We start from the raw sequence: 17628 nt of genomic DNA on the forward strand, positions 1-17628 counted from the left end.
AAGCTTCGGCCGAAAACAATATGGCAAGTTGTTCGGCGGAATCGAGGCACATCATGTGTTGTAAAACTAGGGAAACCCGCTCTTCTTACATTCCAGACGAATCATTATCTCCGAAACGACTGAAGGCGACCGTTAATCTCGGTCGCAGCTTGTTAGAGCCGCCCTTGGGGGATTGTCACGCGTAGCTGCGACGAGCTGACCTTTCCGCAAGTGTCAACCGCGCAGCAGCGGCAGAAGCTGATCGCCCTGCCGCCTGATCTCGGTGAGATAGGGCGTGTCGGACAGCACGAAATGGGTGATGCCGAGATCCTGGTATTTGCGCAGCGAGCGGGCGACATCCGCGGCCGAACCGACCAGCCAGGTGGTGCCGGCACCGCCGCCGCCGAACTTGCCCGGTGCGGTATAGAGATTGTCGTCGAGAACGTCGCCACGCTCATACAGAGAGAGCAGTCGTTGCTGGCCGACGGCAAGCACGCGCTGGTGATCGTGCCAGCCGGCGCCGTTGCTCTTCGCCATTTCTGCGACCTTCGTTTCGGCATCGGCCCAGGCTTGTTCCGTCGTGTCGCGCACCAGCGTTGTGATCCGCAGCCCGAATTCCAAAGGGGGAAGGTCACGGTCGAGGTCCCGGCTGAGGCCCTTGAGCCGATCGATCCGTTCCCGGACGCCGTCGAGCGGTTCGCCCCAGAAAAGCTGGACATCGGCCTCGGCGGCCGCCACCCGTTCGGCCGCCTCGGATGCGCCGCCAAAATAGAATTTCGGGTGCCGGCGGTCGCCGCGAACCTCGATGCGCGGCACCACGGTGGATTGGGTGACGCGGAAATGCTCGCCCGCCGAGGTGACGTTTTCTTCCGTCCATAACCTGCGGACCAGCCGCATGAACTCCCTCGTCCTGCCATAACGATGCGCCTGGTCGCCCTCGCTGTCGCCATAGGCGGCCAGATCATCCTTGCCCGAGACGATGTTGATCCGCACCCGGCCGCCGGTGAGGTGGTCAAGCGTCGCCGCCGCGGACGCGAAGTTCGCCGGCCGCCAATAACCTGGGCGGATCGCAATCAGCGGCTCGAAGGTGGTGGTGCGCGCGGCAAGCGAGGCCGCGACGGTGAAGGTGTCGGGCCGGCCCCAGCCGGTGCCGATGAGCGCGCCCTTCCAGCCATGCTCCTCCAGCGCCTTCGCATGGCTGGTCAGCGTATCGAGGCTGTTGTGCTTGTCGACGGCGGAATCGCCGCGATGGCCGGGCCTGACGTCGTTTGGAATATACCAGAGAAATTCGGAATGAGTGCTCATGCGATGCTGCGGATCTGTGTGGTTGGAAGAAGAAGGCCTCCTGGGAGATCATGCGGTTATCTGCTTCGCCGGGCGCCCATGCGAGGTAAGATGGAGCATTACCTATTAAATCAGTAGACTATTTAATTTTAATAATGGCGGCGCCGATGAAAAATTATGCCAAAGGTCGGGCAGCCGGAACAATTGCGCCCGTGACCTTGGCAGCGTCCCAACAGGAAAAGCGCCCGGAACGCTTGTTCGCAGGCGCTTTAGGATTGATCGATCCCTGCTCTCAATTTTGCTGCCGGGCAGCCTGCATCGCTCGAGCCGGTACGAAAGCCGCCCGGCGGTCAGGCAATGGCCGGTGCGTATTCGTTGGCCGAGAAGACGTGATGATGGACCTTGCCGGTGAAGAGCTGCAGGAGCTCGCCGGTAACCTCACGGCTCTCGAAGCGGACATCGGAGCGAAGCGCTGCGTTGACCGCATCCATATCGGGATAACGAATGGCGAGCGCCATGGCATAGACCGGCGCGCCTTCGTCGCGCTCCATGCCATCCAGCACCCGGACCTCCTCGGCGCCCGGAAATTTCGTCCAGAGAGGGACGAGCCGCTGCCTGACAAAGTCGCGGAATTCCGCTTCTCGGCCGGGATGGATTTCGCCTTCAAACAAAGCATAACGAATGATCATGGGTTCTCTTTTCCAAAACTCGCCGGAGCTGGATCGATATTGGCGTGGTGTCGGCAGGGGTAAGGGCGTATCCGTCGATACGCCCTTGGGAAGGCTTATTTGCCCCAGATTTTCTTGTACTGATCGCGATAGCCGTTGTCGGGATCGAAGCTGTTCTTCGGCCCGCCGTCGAATTCGACGTTCGCGCTCGTCACCACGTGCAGCGGCGACACATAGCCCGACCACGGAGCGCCCGCAAAGGCGCGGTTCAGTTCGTCGACGAGTTGCCAGCCCTGGAGGTTGAGCGGCTCGGCCACCGTGACGGCCTGATACTGCTTGGCGCGGATGCGCTGATAGGCGCTTTCCGAACCGTCACCGGCTGCGACATTCACCGGTTTTCCGTCGCCGGCAATGCCGGCCGAGGCGAGCGACGGTCCCATGAAGTCGTAATAGAGGTCGTTGATGGCAAGCGAATGCGTCCACTTGGCGCCATATTTCTGCAGAAGCGACGTGGTCAGCTGCGGCATGCGCTGGGAGGTTTCGGCGATCGGCGTGTCGACATATTCGAGCACCGTGCCGCCAAGATCCTCGATCTCCTTCTTCATGCGGTCGGCCTTGGCGATCGCGATCGCATAGGTCGAGTCGGTGAAGATGATGACACCCGGCTTGCCGCCGGCGTCGGCAAAGGCCCAATCGGCCGCCGACTTCGATACTTCCATCGCATCGGTGGTGACGTTGGCGAAGACGCCGACTTCGGGAACCGGGCCGACGGCCGAGGCGGCGTGCCAGGAAACCATCGGAATGCCGGCCGCCTTGGCCGCTTCCATCGCCGGCTTCTGCTCGACCGCGTCGAAGCCGTTGATGATGATGCCATCCGGCTTCAGCGCCATGGCCTGGCCGAAGGCTGCCGTGCGGCCGCCGATCGAACCGGCGCCGTCAAGCGCCTTCACCGTCCAGCCGAGCGCACCCGCTGCTTCCTGAACGCCATTGACCACGCCGAGGATGCCGCCGTTTTTCATATCGGCGGCAAGAATGACGATGTTTTTGCCGGTCGCTCCCTTGGGGCCGCTCGTCGGGCCATCCCAGGCGCTGACCTTGGACGCATACTTGTCGACCACGGCCTTGGCGTCGGCCATGGAATCGGCCAGTGCCGGCATGCTCAGCATAACGGCGACGGTTGCGACCGTTGCCTGCAATAACATTCTGCGCTTCATGTTCACTCCTCCATTTTGTTTGTTGTGAGATACCGGTGAGCCGGCACCTTCATTTGGATGCGGGTGTGATCCTCCTCACAGCTCCGCGTTTGCGCTGGGCGTAACCTGCTATGCCGATGGCAATCAGCAGGGTCACACCGTTGAACAGCGGTTCGACGAAGAACGACCCGCCGAATTGCTGAATTCCTGAAATGCCGACTGCCAGGATGATGACGCCGATCAAGGTGCCCCAGACGTTCACCCGTCCGGGCTTGATCGTCGTCGATCCGAGAAATGCGCCGACAAGCGCCGGCAGCAGATATTCGAGGCCGACGCTGGCCTGGCCGATGCGCAGCTTCGAGGCGAGAAGCACCCCGGTCAGGGCCGCCAGCAGCCCCGAGGTGACGAAGGCGCCGATCACGAATTTGCGGACGGGAATGCCGTTGAGGGCGGCGGCCTTGGGATTGGCGCCGATGGCATAGAGATAACGGCCGATCGGCAGGTATTCGAGGACGATCCACATGCAGATGGCAATCAAGAGCACGTAGAAGCCGGTGATCGGCAGGCCGAACAGCATGGTGCCGTTCAGCGCGTAGAACCCTTCAGGCAGGACGCCGACCACCTGTCGCCCGCCGGTATGCCAGAGGGCAAGCGCGTAGAGGACCGTCCCGGTGCCGAGCGTCGCAATGAAACTGTCGATCTTGGCGACCTCGACCAAAAGGCCGTTGATGAAGCCGGTGAGAACGCCGAGCGCGAGAACGATCAGGACCGCGACCGGCCAGGGCAGGCCGTAGACCGTCTGCAGGCTGATGGCGAGAATGTGCCAGAGCACGATGCCGTAACCCACGGTCAGGTCGATGCGGCCCGAGGCCATCGGGATCATCGCGGCCAGCGACAGAAGCGCGATGATCGCCTTGTCGGAGACGATCGAGCGGACATTCAACACGGTCGGAAACGTATCGGGCAGCAGGATCGAGAAGAGCACGATCAGCCCGAGGGTCAGGATCACCAGCCCGTAAACCGGGATCAGGCGTCCGATCTTCTGGCCGGTGGACAGGCCGGCCATTTCGCTCTTGGTCGGCTCCAGCGCGGTGGATTCAATGGATTGCATGGCTGTTCTCCCGATGGCTCAAGCAGCTTCCGATGCGGATGCGGCCGTTATCACCGCCTCCGTCGTCAGGGCGCTTCCAGTCAGTTCGCTGACGATTTTGCCGCGCGAGAAAACCAGCGCGCGGTGGCAGATATGGGCGATTTCCTCGAAGTCGGTCGACACCACGACGACCGCGAGACCGGCTTCCAGTGCCTGGGTGATCAGACGGTAGATCTCCGCACGCGCGCCGATATCGACGCCGGCGGTCGGATCTTCGGCGATCAGCAGTTTGCGGCCGGTCGCCAGCCAGCGGCCGACGACCACTTTCTGCTGATTGCCGCCCGACAGGGCCTCGACAGGCAGGTCCGGGTCGTTCGGCCTGAGGCCGACGGTATGGCCGATCGCATGGGCAAGATCGGCTTCGCCGCGCGGCGACAGGAAGGACAACAGCCCACGTCCGACGGCACCCGGATTGAGGTAGGTATTTTCGCGAATGGAAAGCGACAGCGCCACGGATTCTTCCGTCCGGTCACGGGCGATCAGGCCGATGCCCGACGCCATCGCCCGCAGCGGGCTCGAAAGGTCCGGTGCCCGGTCATGCAGCAGAACCGAGCCGTTGAAGGGCTCGCAGCCGAACAGCGCCCGGCCGATGCGTTCCTGGCCCGCGCCGCGCAGTCCGGCAAGACCGAGCAGTTCGCCCTCCCTTATATCGAAGGATATCGGGCTCGTGCCGGCGCAGACCAGGTCGCGCACCTTGACGATCGCCTTGCCGGGCTTGATCTCGGTCTTCGAAAAAAGACTGTCGCCGCTGCGGCCGATGATCATCGTCACCAGTTCGTCAGGCGTGGTCTCGCTGACGGGCTTCTGTCCGACCATGCATCCGTCGCGAAGCACAGCGACGCGATCGGCGATGCGGAAGATCTCATCCAGCCTGTGGGAGACGTAGATCATGCCGACGCCGCGCTCCTTCAGCGGGCGGATCGCATTGAACAGCCGATCGACTTCGTCGGCGGGCAGGCTCGCGGTCGGCTCGTCGAGCACCAGAACGTCGGCTTCGACGGCAAGCGCGCGGGCAATGGCGACGAGCGATTTTTCGGTGCGCGACAGGGCCGAGACCCGCGTCGTCGGATCGAAGTCGCAGCCGACCAGTTTCAGGGCTTCCTTGGCGCGGGCCTGCGTCCTGTTCCAGTCGATCAGGCCGCGCCGCATCGAGAAGCCCTGCGACAGGCCCATATTCTCGCCGACCGTCATCCACTCGATCAAGCCGAGATCCTGATGGATGAAGGCGACCGGCTGCCGCTCGTTCGGCTTCGGCGGGCGATGGTGATAGCTCTGGCCACGAAACAGGATGTCGCCATGATCGGGCTTGTAGATGCCGGCCAGCGTCTTGATGAGGGTCGATTTCCCGGCGCCGTTTTCGCCGAGCAGCGCCAGGATCTCGCCCTCGCGCAGGTCGATCGAGACGTCACGCAGCGCCTGCGTGCCGCCGAAGCTTTTGGTGATCGATTGGAACTCCAGCAGTCTCTTGGCTTCCACTGTGGCTCCTCCCAAAGCTGCAGCTGACGTCATGAAGGGATGTTATCGATAACATTCCACAGTAGTCAAGCGGAAAATAGCAATCTCCAACGCCTGAAATTTGACGTCAGTCGGCATTAAATCCGTCGAGCAGACGCATCATCTCGGCAGAGTCCTTCGGCCCAAGGCCGGCAGCGCAGAGCACGCGATGAATCTCCACCACCGCGCCCGTCATCGGCAGCGGCGTTTTCGTCTTCAGCGCAAAGGCCTGAAGCGAGTCCAGATCCTTCAGCATGTTGTCGATCCTGCCGGTCGGCTGGAAATCCCGGGCGGCGAATTTCGCCATGAATTCCTGCAATATCCGGCTGTCCGCCCTGCCGCCGGCAAGGGCGGCCGGAATGGCGGAGGGATCGACACCGCCGGCTTCCGCCAGTTTGACGGCTTCAGCGACCGCCTGGAACAGCACGGCGCAGAACAGCTGATTGATCAGCTTGGTGGTCTGGCCGGCGCCGGAGCCACCCATCAGCGTATAATTGGCGGCAAGATGCCGCATCACCACCCGCGCCCGTTCGAAATCCTCGGGGCTGCCGCCGGCCATGATCGTCAGCTTTCCGCCGAGCGCGCCGGGCACGCCGCCCGAAAGCGGGCAATCCACCCAGGCCATGCCCGTTTCCCCACGCAGCCGCTTCGCCATGTCGGCGGTCTCGGCCGGGTCGATCGAGGACATGTCGATCAGCAGCTTGCCGGCGTTCGCCGCCGCCGCAACGCCCTTCTCGCCGAAGACGACGGCGCGGACGATGTTTGCGTGATTGAGGCTGAGCACGCAGAATTGCGACCGCGAGACCGCATCCTCCACCGAAGCGGCCGCGCGGGCGCCCTTGGCCGCCAATGCCGCGACCTTTTCAACATCGAGATCGAAGACCGATACTTTGTGGCCAGTCTCGATCAATCGCGTGACGATCGCCGCTCCCATGATGCCCGCGCCGATGACGGCGACATCTGCTCTGTAGTCATCCTGCATGAAACCCTCCCTTGACGGCGGCGCCTCTCAGCCCCTCACAAGCCAGCGCCACCATATCATCCAAAGCACCATCGATCGCCACCGTCACGACACCGGGCTCACCGGTCGGCGGCTCCAGCGTCTGCAGCTGGCTGTCGAGCAGCGAGGCCGGCATGAAATGGCCCTGACGTGCCTGCATCCGCGACAGCAGAAGCTTGCGCGATCCGTCGAGGAAAACGAAGGCCAGGCGCCCGCCCGCCGCCTGCCTCAGCCTGTCGCGATAGCTTTTTTTCAGCGCGGAGCAGGAAACCACCAGCCCTTGCGACGCCTTTTGCGCCGCCCTTATTTCCTCGCCGATCCGGTCGAGCCAGGGCAGGCGGTCATCGTCGGTGAGCGGGATGCCCTTGGCCATCTTCTCGACATTGGCAGCCGGGTGGAGTTGGTCGCCTTCCAGGAACGGCATGCCGTTTTGCGCGGCGACGCGTTCTCCAACGGAGGATTTGCCGCAGCCGCTGACGCCCATGACAACGACGGCCAGGGGCAGTGCCTTTTTCTCGAGGTTCATCATCTCACCTCCGTTAGAGGCAGGTCGTGATGCCGCCGTCGACATAGAGCGTATGGCCGTTGATGAAGGACGAACCGCGCCCCGACAGGAAAACGGCAGCACCCACCAGTTCCTCGACATTGCCCCAGCGGCCGGCCGGCGTCCGCTTTTCGAGCCAGGACGAGAATTCGGGATTGTCGACGAGCGCCTGGTTGAGCGGCGTCTTGAAATAGCCCGGCGCGATCGCGTTGATCTGCAGGCCGTGCTTGGCCCAGTCGGCGCACATGCCGCGGGTCAGATTGCGCACCGCGCCCTTGGTCGCCGTGTAGGGGGCAATGCCGGGACGGGCCAGTTCGCTCTGAACCGAGGCGATGTTGATGATCTTGCCCTGGCCGCGGGCGATCATGGCTTTGGCGGCCGCCTGGCCGACGTAAAACACGCTGGAAATATTGGTGGTCAGCAGCAGTTCCCATTTGTCCGCCGGGAAGTCTTCCAGCGGCGTGCGGAACTGCATGCCGGCATTGTTGATCAGGATATCGAGCGGACCGATATCGGCCTCGATCGCGGCGATCCCCTGCGCGGCAGCGTCCTTGCTGGTCACGTCGAAGATGGCCGCATGGGCAGACAGGCCTTGAGCCTTGAGGCTTTCGACTGCGCGTTTGACGCTTTCGGGCGTGCGGCCGTTGATGACGACCTCGGCGCCATGCTGCGCCAGGCCCTCGGCCAGTGCATAACCGATCCCCTGGCTCGAGCCGGTGATCAGGGCAAGCTGCCCGGTCAGATCAAACAGGTTCTTCATGCAAATCACTCCTCCGGTGTCGCTGTGAATGACGGCTTATACCGCCACTTGCGGTGAAACTCACTTGACATCCCTTTCTCGGATTATATGTTATCGATAACATAATCAACAGCCAAAATGCGGGATGGAGACGAAATGCCTGACGTAGAAATCTTGATGGCCGGGGCCTATCCGGAATGGGACATGGTGGATCTGGAGGCGACCTACCGCGTCCACCGCCTGTGGGAAGCCGCCGATCGGCAGGAACTGATTTCGAAAGTCGGCAGCAATATCCGCGCCATCGCGACGCGCGGCGAACTCGGCGCCTCCGCCGATCTGATGAAGCAATTGCCGAAGCTGGAGGTCGTCTCCTGTTACGGCGTCGGCACCGACGCCATCGACTTGTCCTACGCCCGCGCCAACGGCATTCGCGTGACGAATACGCCTGACGTGCTGACCGAAGACGTCGCCGATATCGCCATCGGACTGCTGCTTTCCACGGCGCGCCAGATTCCGCAGGCCGACGTTTTCGTCCGCACCGGCCAGTGGGGCAACGTTCCCATGCCGCTGGTGACGCGGGTTTCGGGCAAGAAGGTCGGGATCGTCGGCATGGGGCGGATCGGCAAGGCGATCGCCAGGCGGGCTGCCGCTTTCGGCTGCGACATCTCTTATTTCGCCCGCAATAGGGACCAGGATGTCGCCTATGGTTATGAAGCCAATCTGGTCGCGCTTGCCAATTGGGCCGACTTCCTGATCGTCATCGTTCCCGGAGGGGCCGCGACCACGAAGATCATCAACGCCGAGGTGCTTGAAGCACTCGGTCCTGAAGGCATGCTGATCAATGTTTCGCGAGGAACGACCGTCGACGAGGAGGCACTGATCGCAGCGCTTCAGAACCGCACCATCCAGGCCGCAGGCCTTGACGTTTTCCTCAACGAGCCGAAAATCGATGCGCGCTTCCTGACGCTGCCAAACGTCGTGCTGCAGCCCCACCACGGCTCCGGCACCATCGAAACCCGCAAGGCCATGGGTAAACTGGTCAGAGACAATCTCGCCGCGCATTTTGCCGGTCGCGCGCTTCCGACTCCGGTCGTATGAGGATCCCGATATGAAAGCCATCGTCATTCACGCCGCCAAGGATCTCAGGGTCGAAGAGCGCGAGCCGGAGGTTGCGGGAGCTGGGCAGGTGGAGATATCGATCGAAGCCGGCGGCATCTGCGGCTCCGACCTGCATTATTACAATCATGGCGGCTTCGGCACCGTTCGTCTGCGCGAACCGATGATCCTCGGCCACGAGATCGCCGGCACGGTCAAGGCGCTAGGTGCCGGCGTGAGCGATCTTGCCGTTGGAGACCGCGTTGCGGTTTCCCCGAGCCGGCCGTGCAGCCATTGCCAATATTGCCTGAAGGGACAGCAGAACCACTGCTTGAACATGCGGTTCTACGGCAGCGCCATGCCGATGCCGCATATCCAGGGCGGTTTTCGCCAGCGGCTGGTGGCGGAGCGCTGGCAATGCCACAAGGTCGCCGACAGCATTTCCATTCATGAGGCTGCCTTCGCCGAACCCTTTGCCGTGACGCTGCATGCGGCAAGCCGCGCCGGATCGCTGCTCGGAAAACGAGTGCTCGTCACCGGCTGCGGTCCCATCGGCATGCTGGCGATCGTGGCGGCGCGCGTTCTCGGCGCCCGCGAAATCGTCGCGACCGATGTGACCGACAGCGTTCTGGCGATCGCCCGCACCAGCGGCGCCGATCGCACGATCAATGTTGCCACGCATGCTGCAGACCTTGCCGCTTACGGCGCCGACAAGGGATATTTCGACGTCATGTTCGAGGCGTCGGGCAATGAGCGGGCCGTGCGCGCCGGCCTTGAGGTGCTGAAGCCCCGTGCCGTGCTCGTGCAGCTCGGCCTTGGCGGCGATGTCTCCATCCCGCAGAACATGATCGTTGCCAAGGAAATCGAGATGCGCGGAACATTCCGCTTTCACGAAGAGTTCGGGCTCGCCGTCGAACTGATCAATGCGCGCCGTGTCGATCTGAAACCGCTGCTGACAGGCGTCTTCGGGATCGACGAGGCTGTCGCCGCCTTCGAACTGGCCAGCGACCGCAGCAAGTCGATGAAGGTGCAGATCGCCTTCTGATATTGTCGCCGGCTATGAGGCGCCGCGATCCGTGCTTCCGCGCAGAACGACCCTGTAGCCCGTCAATGTGATCTCGTCGCCAGTCGCCTCGCCGCTGCCCTGCAGGGCATCGAGCAGGCGGGCGGCGGCCTGACGGCCGATGCCGTAACAGTCGACATTGATGGTGGTGATGCTGGGATGACAGATCGACGAGATCTCGTAATCGCCGAAGCCGGCAATGGCGATATCACCCGGCACGCTCATTCCCCTGCGCTTGCATTCCATGATCGCGCCGAAGGCGGAAAGGTCGGAAACGCAAAGAACCACTTCGGTGTCCGGCCAGCGCTCCAGCAGACTCACGATCGCCTGGCCGCCCTGTTCCATGGTGATCGGCGGCACGCCGAAGGAAATCGCCCGGCCCGGTCCCAGGCCCAGTTCCTCGACGGTCTTCAGGAAACCGCTTCGCCGCTGGCTGCCGCGCGTATCGCGCGCCGTCGTTCCGCCGATATAGCCGAACTTCCGATAACCCTGGCCGGCGAGCGTCCGCACCAGCAGCGACATCGCCTCGCTGTTGGAAAAGCCCACGACATGGTTGATCGGCTCCTCCGGAAGCTCCCAGGTTTCCACCACCGGAATGCCGGCCTTGTCAAGCATGCGTCGGGCGCGGTCGGTGTGCGAACCGCCTGTCAGGATGATGCCTTCGGGGCGGCGGCGCAGCATCGCCTCGATCAGCTTTTCTTCTTTCTCGGCGGAATAGTCGGTATAGCCGAGAAGAAGCTGAAGGCCGGTATTCTCCAGTGCATCGGTAATACCGCGGGCGGTGTCGGAGAAATTCGAATTGTTGATGGAGGGCACCAGGGCCGCGATGAAGCCGCTGCGCCGCGAGGAAAGACTGCCGGCCGAAAGGTCGAGCACATAACCCAGCGCGTCGACCGCCTCCATGATGCGCTTGCGGGTCTCTTCGGAAACGCTGGCGTCCTGGCGAAAGGCGCGCGAAACAGTCATGGCCGAGACGCCGACATATTTGGCGACTTCAGCCATCGTCAGCTTCTGGGCGTCTCCTCCCTTGAGACGCTTATCTTTTGGCTCATCCTCGTTTTTCACCGGCTCCGCTTTCAAACAGCTTCCGAGTTGGGCAAGTCGGGATACGATAAAGTTATCGCTATCATCGCACAATCGATATTATTGCGGCAGTGCAGCGTTCCACAGTCCATCGATCTCTGTACGAAGACCGCAAAACAGGGCAAAGTGGTATCGATAACAATAAGGGATAAGGGAGCATCATGTTCGGAGAAATCGAGGGTACGGGGTTTGAAGTTCTCGACCCGCGCTTTGAAAACTGCTTCGTCGGCCATGCCCGCGTCGAGCGGCTCTGGACGGGAGGCCGCTGGCTGGAGGGACCGGCCTGGTTTGCCGCCGGGCGGTATCTGGTCTTCTCGGATATCCCCAACAATCGCATGATGCGCTACGACGATACCAGCGGGCAGACCTCGGTATTCCGCTCGCCCAGCAACAACTCGAACGGCAATACGGTTGACAATCAGGGCCGGCTTGTTACCTGCGAGCACCTGACGCGCCGGGTCACGCGGACGGATTTCGACGGCGGGATTACCGTGCTCGCCGATCGCATTGCGGGCAAACGGCTCAATTCTCCCAACGACGTCACCGTCAAATCCGACGGCACGATCTGGTTCACCGACCCGAGCTACGGCATCCTCCACGATTATGAGGGTGATTACGGCGAAGAGGAAATCGGCGGATGCCATGTCTACCGGCATGACCCGACGACAGGCGCGACCGAGCAGGTGGCGTCGGATTTCGTCAAGCCGAACGGGCTGGCTTTCTCACCCGACGAGAGCCTTCTCTACATCGCCGACACCGGGGCTTCACACTTGCCGGGCGGTCCGCGGCATATCAGAAAACTCGCGGTCTCAGGCGATAGAAAGCTGACCGATCTCGGCATCTTCGCCGAATGCACCTCAGGCTTTTTCGACGGCTTTCGCGTCGACAGGAAGGGAAGAATATGGGCGAGCGCCGCCGACGGCGTGCACGCCTATGACCCGGATGGCACCCTGCTCGGCAAGATCCATATTCCCGAGATCGTCTCCAATGTCGCTTTCGCAGGCGAGAAACTGAACCGTCTCTTCATCACCGCAACCACGTCTCTTTACGCCGTTTATCTCACGGCCAACGGATCGAGACCGGGATAGAGCGCGCTGTCGCTCCGGTCTCGGTTGAGGCCTGATAATATCTTGAGGGATCGGAAGGGTCACGAGTGGGCTCTGGCTGGCCATTTCTGACCCTCGGGCCGGCGGGCTTGCGACGGTTCCGCTCTTCTTCTCTTTTGCCCGACTCACAACAAAATCAGTCCACGACCTGATCAATGCGCACATTATTCATGCTATAAGCTGATTTTAGTCCATTGTTTATCAGTCTATCGACTGTTATTTAATTGGGTAGGATCAGTCTGCGATATGATTTCGCAATAGGGTCAGGAGGTTTCAGTGATCAAGGGCGAGGTGCGAAAACGAGCGCGGAAACGGCTTGACGAACGTCTTCGCGCGCTACAGCCTACGGAGAATTTCAGGGCGCCCCCTAAAGGTTGGGTTCGCGCATTGCGGGACGCACTCGGCATGACCGGAGCGCAACTCGGTTCCCGGATGGGGATCCGGCCGCAGACAGTGGAAGCGATCGAGAAGTCGGAGGCGTCCGGAACGATTCAGCTTAGCACCCTGCGCCGTGCAGCCGAGGCGCTCGACTGCACCCTCGTCTACGCACTGGTCCCGAATACGTCGATCGAGGCTGCGCTCAATGAGCGGGCAAGAAAGATCGCGCTGCGCGAACTTCAGCGGGTCGCGCATACGATGCGCCTGGAGGCACAGGGAACCGATGACGTCGATTTTGAGTCTCGTATCCAGGCCTACATCCGTGACCAGCTTTCCGAGCGCGATCTCTGGTCAGAGAAATGACCGACCTCTTCCAGGAACCCAAGGACGCAACACCGCTCGAACCGCAGGAACGCGAGGGCCTGCTTCAAAGCTGGATCACGCATCGAAACGACCTCAACGAGGCCGAACAGGAGAACATCGTCAAGGGCGCAGCCTGGGTCCGCGGACGTCGGCGCATGCCGGTCGACAGGATGCTGACGGAAGACTTCATGCGCACATTGCACCGACGCATGTTCGGCGAAGTCTGGCAATGGGCAGGTAACTTCCGAGCGACGGAACGTAACATTGGTATTCAGGCCTATCGGATCTCGGTCGAGCTCGCCGCTTTGCTTGCCGACGTAGGATACTGGATCGAGCATGAGACCTTCGCAGCGGACGAGATTGCAATCCGATTCCACCATCGTCTGGTCGCCATCCACTCGTTCCCAAACGGCAACGGGCGCCATGCGCGACTGGCGGCCGATCTTCTCGTGGAAAAACTGAATGAAGAGCCCTTCAGTTGGGGGAGCGGGAGCCTCGGCGACGTGGGCGAGTTACGCATGCGCTATATCGCGGCACTTCGATCCGCCGACAGTCATGACATCGGTCCCCTTCTCGAATTTGCCCGCAGCTGAACGCCATTTTCAAACGCCCAGTAGCAGAGGCCGACTTCCCAGGCGGCCTCTGCTTTGCGGTGCTTCTCTCTTCAGCGTTGGGTGAGGCCATCCGCCAGCCTGATAAGACCGAGGAAATCCGACCGGTAGCCGAAGGGGTCCGTCCCCCGCGATGCCGCAGCGAGATCGGCAATCGCCTGATAGGAATAGGCATCGACGGCGGCGATGCGGCTCAGCTTCTGGCCGAAGGCGGCGACGGCCACCGAGAAGCGCACATCCTGCGGCGCCGCATCGACGGTGGCGACCGTGTTGCTGTCGCCGACGGGCGTGGTGATGAGGGCGCTCTTCTCCTCGCCCGGCCGCTTGTAGCGCATCTTGACGAAGGCAAGCTCGCCTCCACGCGCACGATCCGACGTCGCGGCAGGCGCCTTGTCGGCCGCGCCGTAGCGCAGGTCGTCATTCATCACCGCCGGGCTTCCCCTAGGCGTGATCTCGTAAATTGCCGTGACGCTATGGCCGGAGCCGATATCGCCGGCGTCGACACGGTCATTGTTGAAATCCTCGCGGTTCAGCGCCCGCGTCTCGTAGCCGATCAGCCGGTATTCGGCGATCCGTTCCGGGTTGAATTCGACCTGGAACTTGACGTCCTTGGCGATCGGAAACAGCGTCGACCCAGCTTCCTCGACCAGCGTCTTCTGCGCCTCTGCCAATGTGTCGATATAGGCGGCGCTGCCATTGCTGTTCTGGGCCAACGTCTGCATCAGGGAATCGTTGAGATTGCCGCGCCCGAAGCCGAGAACGGTCAGGAAGATGCCGTCCTTGCGTTTCTCCTCGATGATGCGCTTCAAATCCTCATCGCTCGAGGGACCGACATTGAAATCGCCGTCCGTTGCCAGCATCACCCGGTTGACGCCGTCCTTGACGAAGGCCTGCTTGGCAAGATCATAGGCCGCCTCGATGCCTTCGGCGCCGCCGGTCGAGCCTCCAGCCTCCAGCCTGTCGATCGCCGAGAGGATTTTCGATTTTTCCGCCACCCGCGTCGGTTCCAGCACCGTGCCGGCATTGCCGGCATAGGTGACGATCGAGACGGTATCGTCTGACTTCAGCCTGTTGACGAGCAGCCGGAAGGCGCTCTTGAGCAGCGGCAGCTTGTCCGGCTCGTCCATCGAGCCCGAGACGTCGATCAGGAAGACCAGATTGGCGTGCGGTACGGTCGCCGGCGCGATGTCATAACCCTTGATCGCCACATGCATCAGTTCCGTGTCGTGGTTCCACGGGGTCGGCATCACGGTCACGGTCGCCTTGAAAGGCTGGTCGGCATTGTCAGGACCCGGCCAATCATAAGGGAAATAATTGATCATCTCCTCGACGCGGACCGATTGCGGATCGGGCAGCGCGCCGCTGGTCAGCGACCGGCGAACGAAGGAATAGGAGGCGCTGTCGACATCGGCGGAGAAGGTCGAGACCGGATCGGTCGCGACACTCTTGATCGGATTTGCCGCGGCATTGGCAAAGCGTTCGCGATCAGCTTCGACTTGGATCTGGACACGCCCTTCCTCAGCCGGAACAGGCGAGGGGGCAACGGTCATCGGTTCAGCCAAAGGTTGCTGAGAGACGATGCCGGGAGCGGCCGGCACAGAACGTTTAGCCGCCGCGGACCCTTCCGATTTAGGCAGGAGTGAGGATATCTCATCAGCGCTGAATTCAGATCGCCGCGCCGCAGCTGTTTTCGCAGGAGCTCGCTGCTCCTTGTCCTGCAAAGCTGGCGCGCTGTCAGCAGCGGGCTCTTCAGCAAGTTCGCTCGTTTCGGGGGTCGCCGGCCGAGGCTGGGGCACAATCGCAATGGGTTTCGCCGGCTGGCGGGCCGACCCCTCGATTGGTTTTGGCGCGTCATTCTTCGACAGGTTGCCCGCGATCTCGGTCTGGTCGACGATCGGCGATCCGTTGCGGGTCAGCTCGAACGTAAGGTAACCGGCGGCGGGAATGACGAGCAGCGTCGCCAGGGCTGAACCGGCGAGGAATTTCTTGTTCATGGCAGGGCTCCATATCCAGTTAATGATGGAGCTTGGACGCCGGCCTTTCGCATTTCCTTGGGCTGCCGCCGCATTATTTTCCGCACTGTCGAAGGCCTGCATCGCCGCGGCAAGGGCGCGCGCGCGTGCTTCCGGATCGGCTGCCGGGGCTGTGAGACGGGAGAGCTTTTCGAGTTCCTTGTCCATCATACCTCTTCCTTGCCGAGCATGGCCTTCAGCCTCTTGCGCGCCTCGTGCACCTGCCAGGAGACGGTTGCCTCCGAGCAGCCCATGACATCGGCGGCAGCCGAATGGCTGAGGCCTTCGCCATAGACGAGCAGCACGGCGTCGCATTGCCGTTCCGGCAAAGCACGCACGGCCGCCCATAATTCGCTCGACAGCTCGTCATCATTTCTGCCCGGCGCGTCCGGCTGCGGTTCGGCGGCATAAGCGCGGAATGTCTGCTCTTCCCGCGCAAGCTTGCGTCTATGGTCGCGGGCGGCATTGAGCGTCAGCATATAGAGCCATGTCCTGAAGCGGCTGGCGCCGCGAAAGCCGCGGATCGCAGCGCCGAGCTTGACGCAGACCTCCTGGGCGATATCGTCGGCGTCGGTGGAACTGCCCGACCATCGCCACGCCGTCGCGTGGACGAAATCATAATGGCGCGAGACCAGTTGACCGAAGGCCTCCCGGTCACCCACCTGCGCTCGTTCTATGAGCTCCGCATCCAATGCGCACCTACCCCCAAGCTATCAGCCAAGATGCTACTTCGGGATTGAGACGTTTCTCCAATGGCTTTCCTTGGGTCGACCATAAAAAATTATCGGATTTTTTTGAAAAAGCGGCAAAGCTTGGAAACGCAGGACAAAATAAGGAAGCATCGCGACATCCTTGGGTCGCGGCCAGACAGATTACCCTCGAGGCAAAGGCGCATGATGGGGTCAGAGTCGGCCAGGGACATGATCTGTACGTCCCAAATCGAAAGGACCCTGCATGTCCGCTCCATCGCCTGTCCCCACCGAAAAGGGCATTCTGCAGTTTCTCGAGATTTGCGATAGTTTCTATCCGCCGGATGCCGTCCAGGCATCGGTCGAGCAGCAGCGGCATTGGTACGACGCTCTTTGCGCCCGCTTCGACCGCTCGGCTCCCCCGGATATGATCTTTGCGGACGGCATGCTCCAGCGTATCCCGATCCGGCGCTATCGCCCACGGAAGATCAGCACGCGCACCATCCTGCTCTATCTTCACGGCGGCGGCTTCGTCGTCGGTTCGCTCGAAAGCCATCACGCCATCTGCGCCGAGATCGCCGATTTTGCCGGCGCAGAACTGGTTTCCGTCGATTACCGGCTGGCCCCAGAATATCGCTGGCCGGCACAGACGGATGACGGTTTCGCCGTGCTCAAACATCTGCTTGCCGCCAGCAACAAGGTCGTGCTGATCGGCGACAGCGCCGGCGGCAACCTTGCGGCCGGCCTTGCCTTGCGGGCACGCGATGAAGACCTAACCGGCATTGTCGGCCAGGTCCTGATCTACCCCGCGCTCGGCGGCGACCTCGATGCCGGTTCCTATGTCGAAATGGCCGCGGCGCCCGGCCTGACGACGGCGGACGTCGCCTATTACCGCGATATCCTGCAGGCGCCTGATGGAAACGAAATCGCCCAGCCGTTGACGGCATCTTCGGTTGCGGGACTGCCGCCAGCCTTCATCACGGTCGCCCATTTCGATCCGCTCCGGGACGACGGACGGCAATATGCCGCCCGGCTCACCGCCGAAGGTGTCGAAGTCTGGTTCCGGGAGGAGCCGCAGATGGTGCATGCATGGCTGCGGGCCCGCCACATCAGCGATGGCGCGCAGGAAGGCTTCCGCGCCGTTTGCGAGGCCGTCAGACATTTTTCAAGGCTCTAA

Annotated in this window: 17 protein-coding genes; 6 read left to right on the forward strand and 11 right to left on the reverse strand. The window is 62.1% G+C overall.

Going from position 1 to position 17628, the window contains the following annotated elements; all coding sequences use genetic code 11:
• Positions 1 to 213: 213 nt before the first annotated feature.
• The 8 genes from CO666_RS10665 to CO666_RS10700 all read right to left on the reverse strand — a co-directional run bounded on the left by CO666_RS10665 (position 214) and on the right by CO666_RS10700 (position 8072).
• On the reverse strand, positions 214 to 1284 hold the full coding sequence (locus CO666_RS10665) for an LLM class flavin-dependent oxidoreductase (protein ID WP_097612039.1): 1071 nt from the start codon (positions 1282 to 1284) through the stop codon (positions 214 to 216).
• 329 nt (positions 1285 to 1613) lie between these two features.
• Positions 1614 to 1952 (reverse strand): hypothetical protein, encoded by a 339-nt coding sequence (locus tag CO666_RS10670; RefSeq protein WP_097612040.1) that lies wholly within the window; start codon positions 1950 to 1952, stop codon positions 1614 to 1616.
• A 95-nt stretch (positions 1953 to 2047) separates the two neighbouring features.
• Entirely contained in the window at positions 2048 to 3145 is a 1098-nt protein-coding gene (locus CO666_RS10675) for an ABC transporter substrate-binding protein (protein WP_097612041.1), read from the reverse strand.
• A 49-nt stretch (positions 3146 to 3194) separates the two neighbouring features.
• Positions 3195 to 4235, reverse strand: coding sequence for an ABC transporter permease (locus CO666_RS10680; RefSeq protein ID WP_097612042.1), 1041 nt, complete (start codon positions 4233 to 4235; stop codon positions 3195 to 3197).
• A gap of 18 nt (positions 4236 to 4253) precedes the next feature.
• Positions 4254 to 5750, reverse strand: coding sequence for a sugar ABC transporter ATP-binding protein (locus CO666_RS10685; protein ID WP_097612043.1), 1497 nt, complete (start codon positions 5748 to 5750; stop codon positions 4254 to 4256).
• A gap of 106 nt (positions 5751 to 5856) precedes the next feature.
• Positions 5857 to 6750 (reverse strand): NAD(P)-dependent oxidoreductase, encoded by an 894-nt coding sequence (locus tag CO666_RS10690; RefSeq protein ID WP_097612044.1) that lies wholly within the window; start codon positions 6748 to 6750, stop codon positions 5857 to 5859.
• Positions 6740 to 7294: a gluconokinase gene (locus CO666_RS10695; RefSeq protein WP_097612247.1), complete on the reverse strand. Its 555-nt coding sequence runs from the start codon at positions 7292 to 7294 to the stop codon at positions 6740 to 6742. Before CO666_RS10695 ends, CO666_RS10690 begins: the two co-directional genes overlap by 11 nt.
• Positions 7295 to 7307: 13 nt before the next feature.
• Positions 7308 to 8072, reverse strand: a complete 765-nt coding sequence (locus CO666_RS10700; RefSeq protein ID WP_097612045.1) for an SDR family oxidoreductase — start codon at positions 8070 to 8072, stop codon at positions 7308 to 7310.
• Between the two features lie 135 nt (positions 8073 to 8207).
• Between CO666_RS10700 and CO666_RS10705 the strand changes: the two genes are divergently transcribed.
• A complete protein-coding gene (locus tag CO666_RS10705; RefSeq protein ID WP_097612046.1) occupies positions 8208 to 9149 on the forward strand; it encodes a 2-hydroxyacid dehydrogenase in 942 nt (313 codons plus the stop codon).
• A 10-nt stretch (positions 9150 to 9159) separates the two neighbouring features.
• On the forward strand, positions 9160 to 10191 hold the full coding sequence (locus CO666_RS10710; protein WP_097612047.1) for an L-idonate 5-dehydrogenase: 1032 nt from the start codon (positions 9160 to 9162) through the stop codon (positions 10189 to 10191).
• Positions 10192 to 10203: 12 nt separating this feature from the next.
• Here CO666_RS10710 and CO666_RS10715 read toward each other — a convergent pair whose 3' ends face one another.
• Entirely contained in the window at positions 10204 to 11274 is a 1071-nt protein-coding gene (locus CO666_RS10715) for a LacI family DNA-binding transcriptional regulator (RefSeq protein WP_097612248.1), read from the reverse strand.
• Positions 11275 to 11453: 179 nt separating this feature from the next.
• Here CO666_RS10715 and CO666_RS10720 point away from each other — a divergent pair, with 179 nt between their 5' ends.
• From CO666_RS10720 to CO666_RS10730, 3 genes are all read left to right on the forward strand, one after another.
• Positions 11454 to 12380: an SMP-30/gluconolactonase/LRE family protein gene (locus tag CO666_RS10720; protein ID WP_097612048.1), complete on the forward strand. Its 927-nt coding sequence runs from the start codon at positions 11454 to 11456 to the stop codon at positions 12378 to 12380.
• 297 nt (positions 12381 to 12677) lie between these two features.
• Positions 12678 to 13139: a mobile mystery protein A gene (locus CO666_RS10725; protein ID WP_097612250.1), complete on the forward strand. Its 462-nt coding sequence runs from the start codon at positions 12678 to 12680 to the stop codon at positions 13137 to 13139.
• Complete coding sequence (locus tag CO666_RS10730) at positions 13136 to 13732, forward strand: mobile mystery protein B (protein ID WP_097612049.1); 597 nt, start codon at positions 13136 to 13138, stop codon at positions 13730 to 13732. Before CO666_RS10725 ends, CO666_RS10730 begins: the two co-directional genes overlap by 4 nt.
• Positions 13733 to 13803: 71 nt before the next feature.
• Here CO666_RS10730 and CO666_RS10735 read toward each other — a convergent pair whose 3' ends face one another.
• Together CO666_RS10735 and CO666_RS10740 are read right to left on the reverse strand one after the other, a co-directional pair.
• Positions 13804 to 15933, reverse strand: a complete 2130-nt coding sequence (locus CO666_RS10735) for a vWA domain-containing protein (RefSeq protein ID WP_097612050.1) — start codon at positions 15931 to 15933, stop codon at positions 13804 to 13806.
• Positions 15930 to 16454: an RNA polymerase sigma factor gene (locus CO666_RS10740; RefSeq protein ID WP_097612051.1), complete on the reverse strand. Its 525-nt coding sequence runs from the start codon at positions 16452 to 16454 to the stop codon at positions 15930 to 15932. The genes CO666_RS10735 and CO666_RS10740 overlap by 4 nt, the downstream gene beginning before the upstream one ends.
• Before the next feature lie 262 nt (positions 16455 to 16716).
• Between CO666_RS10740 and CO666_RS10745 the strand changes: the two genes are divergently transcribed.
• Positions 16717 to 17628 carry an alpha/beta hydrolase gene (locus tag CO666_RS10745; protein ID WP_097612052.1) on the forward strand — a complete coding sequence of 304 codons (912 nt, stop codon included), beginning with the start codon at positions 16717 to 16719 and terminating at the stop codon, positions 17626 to 17628.

Origin of the sequence: Rhizobium chutanense, from assembly GCF_002531935.1 — a bacterium.
GTDB lineage: Bacteria > Pseudomonadota > Alphaproteobacteria > Rhizobiales > Rhizobiaceae > Rhizobium > Rhizobium chutanense.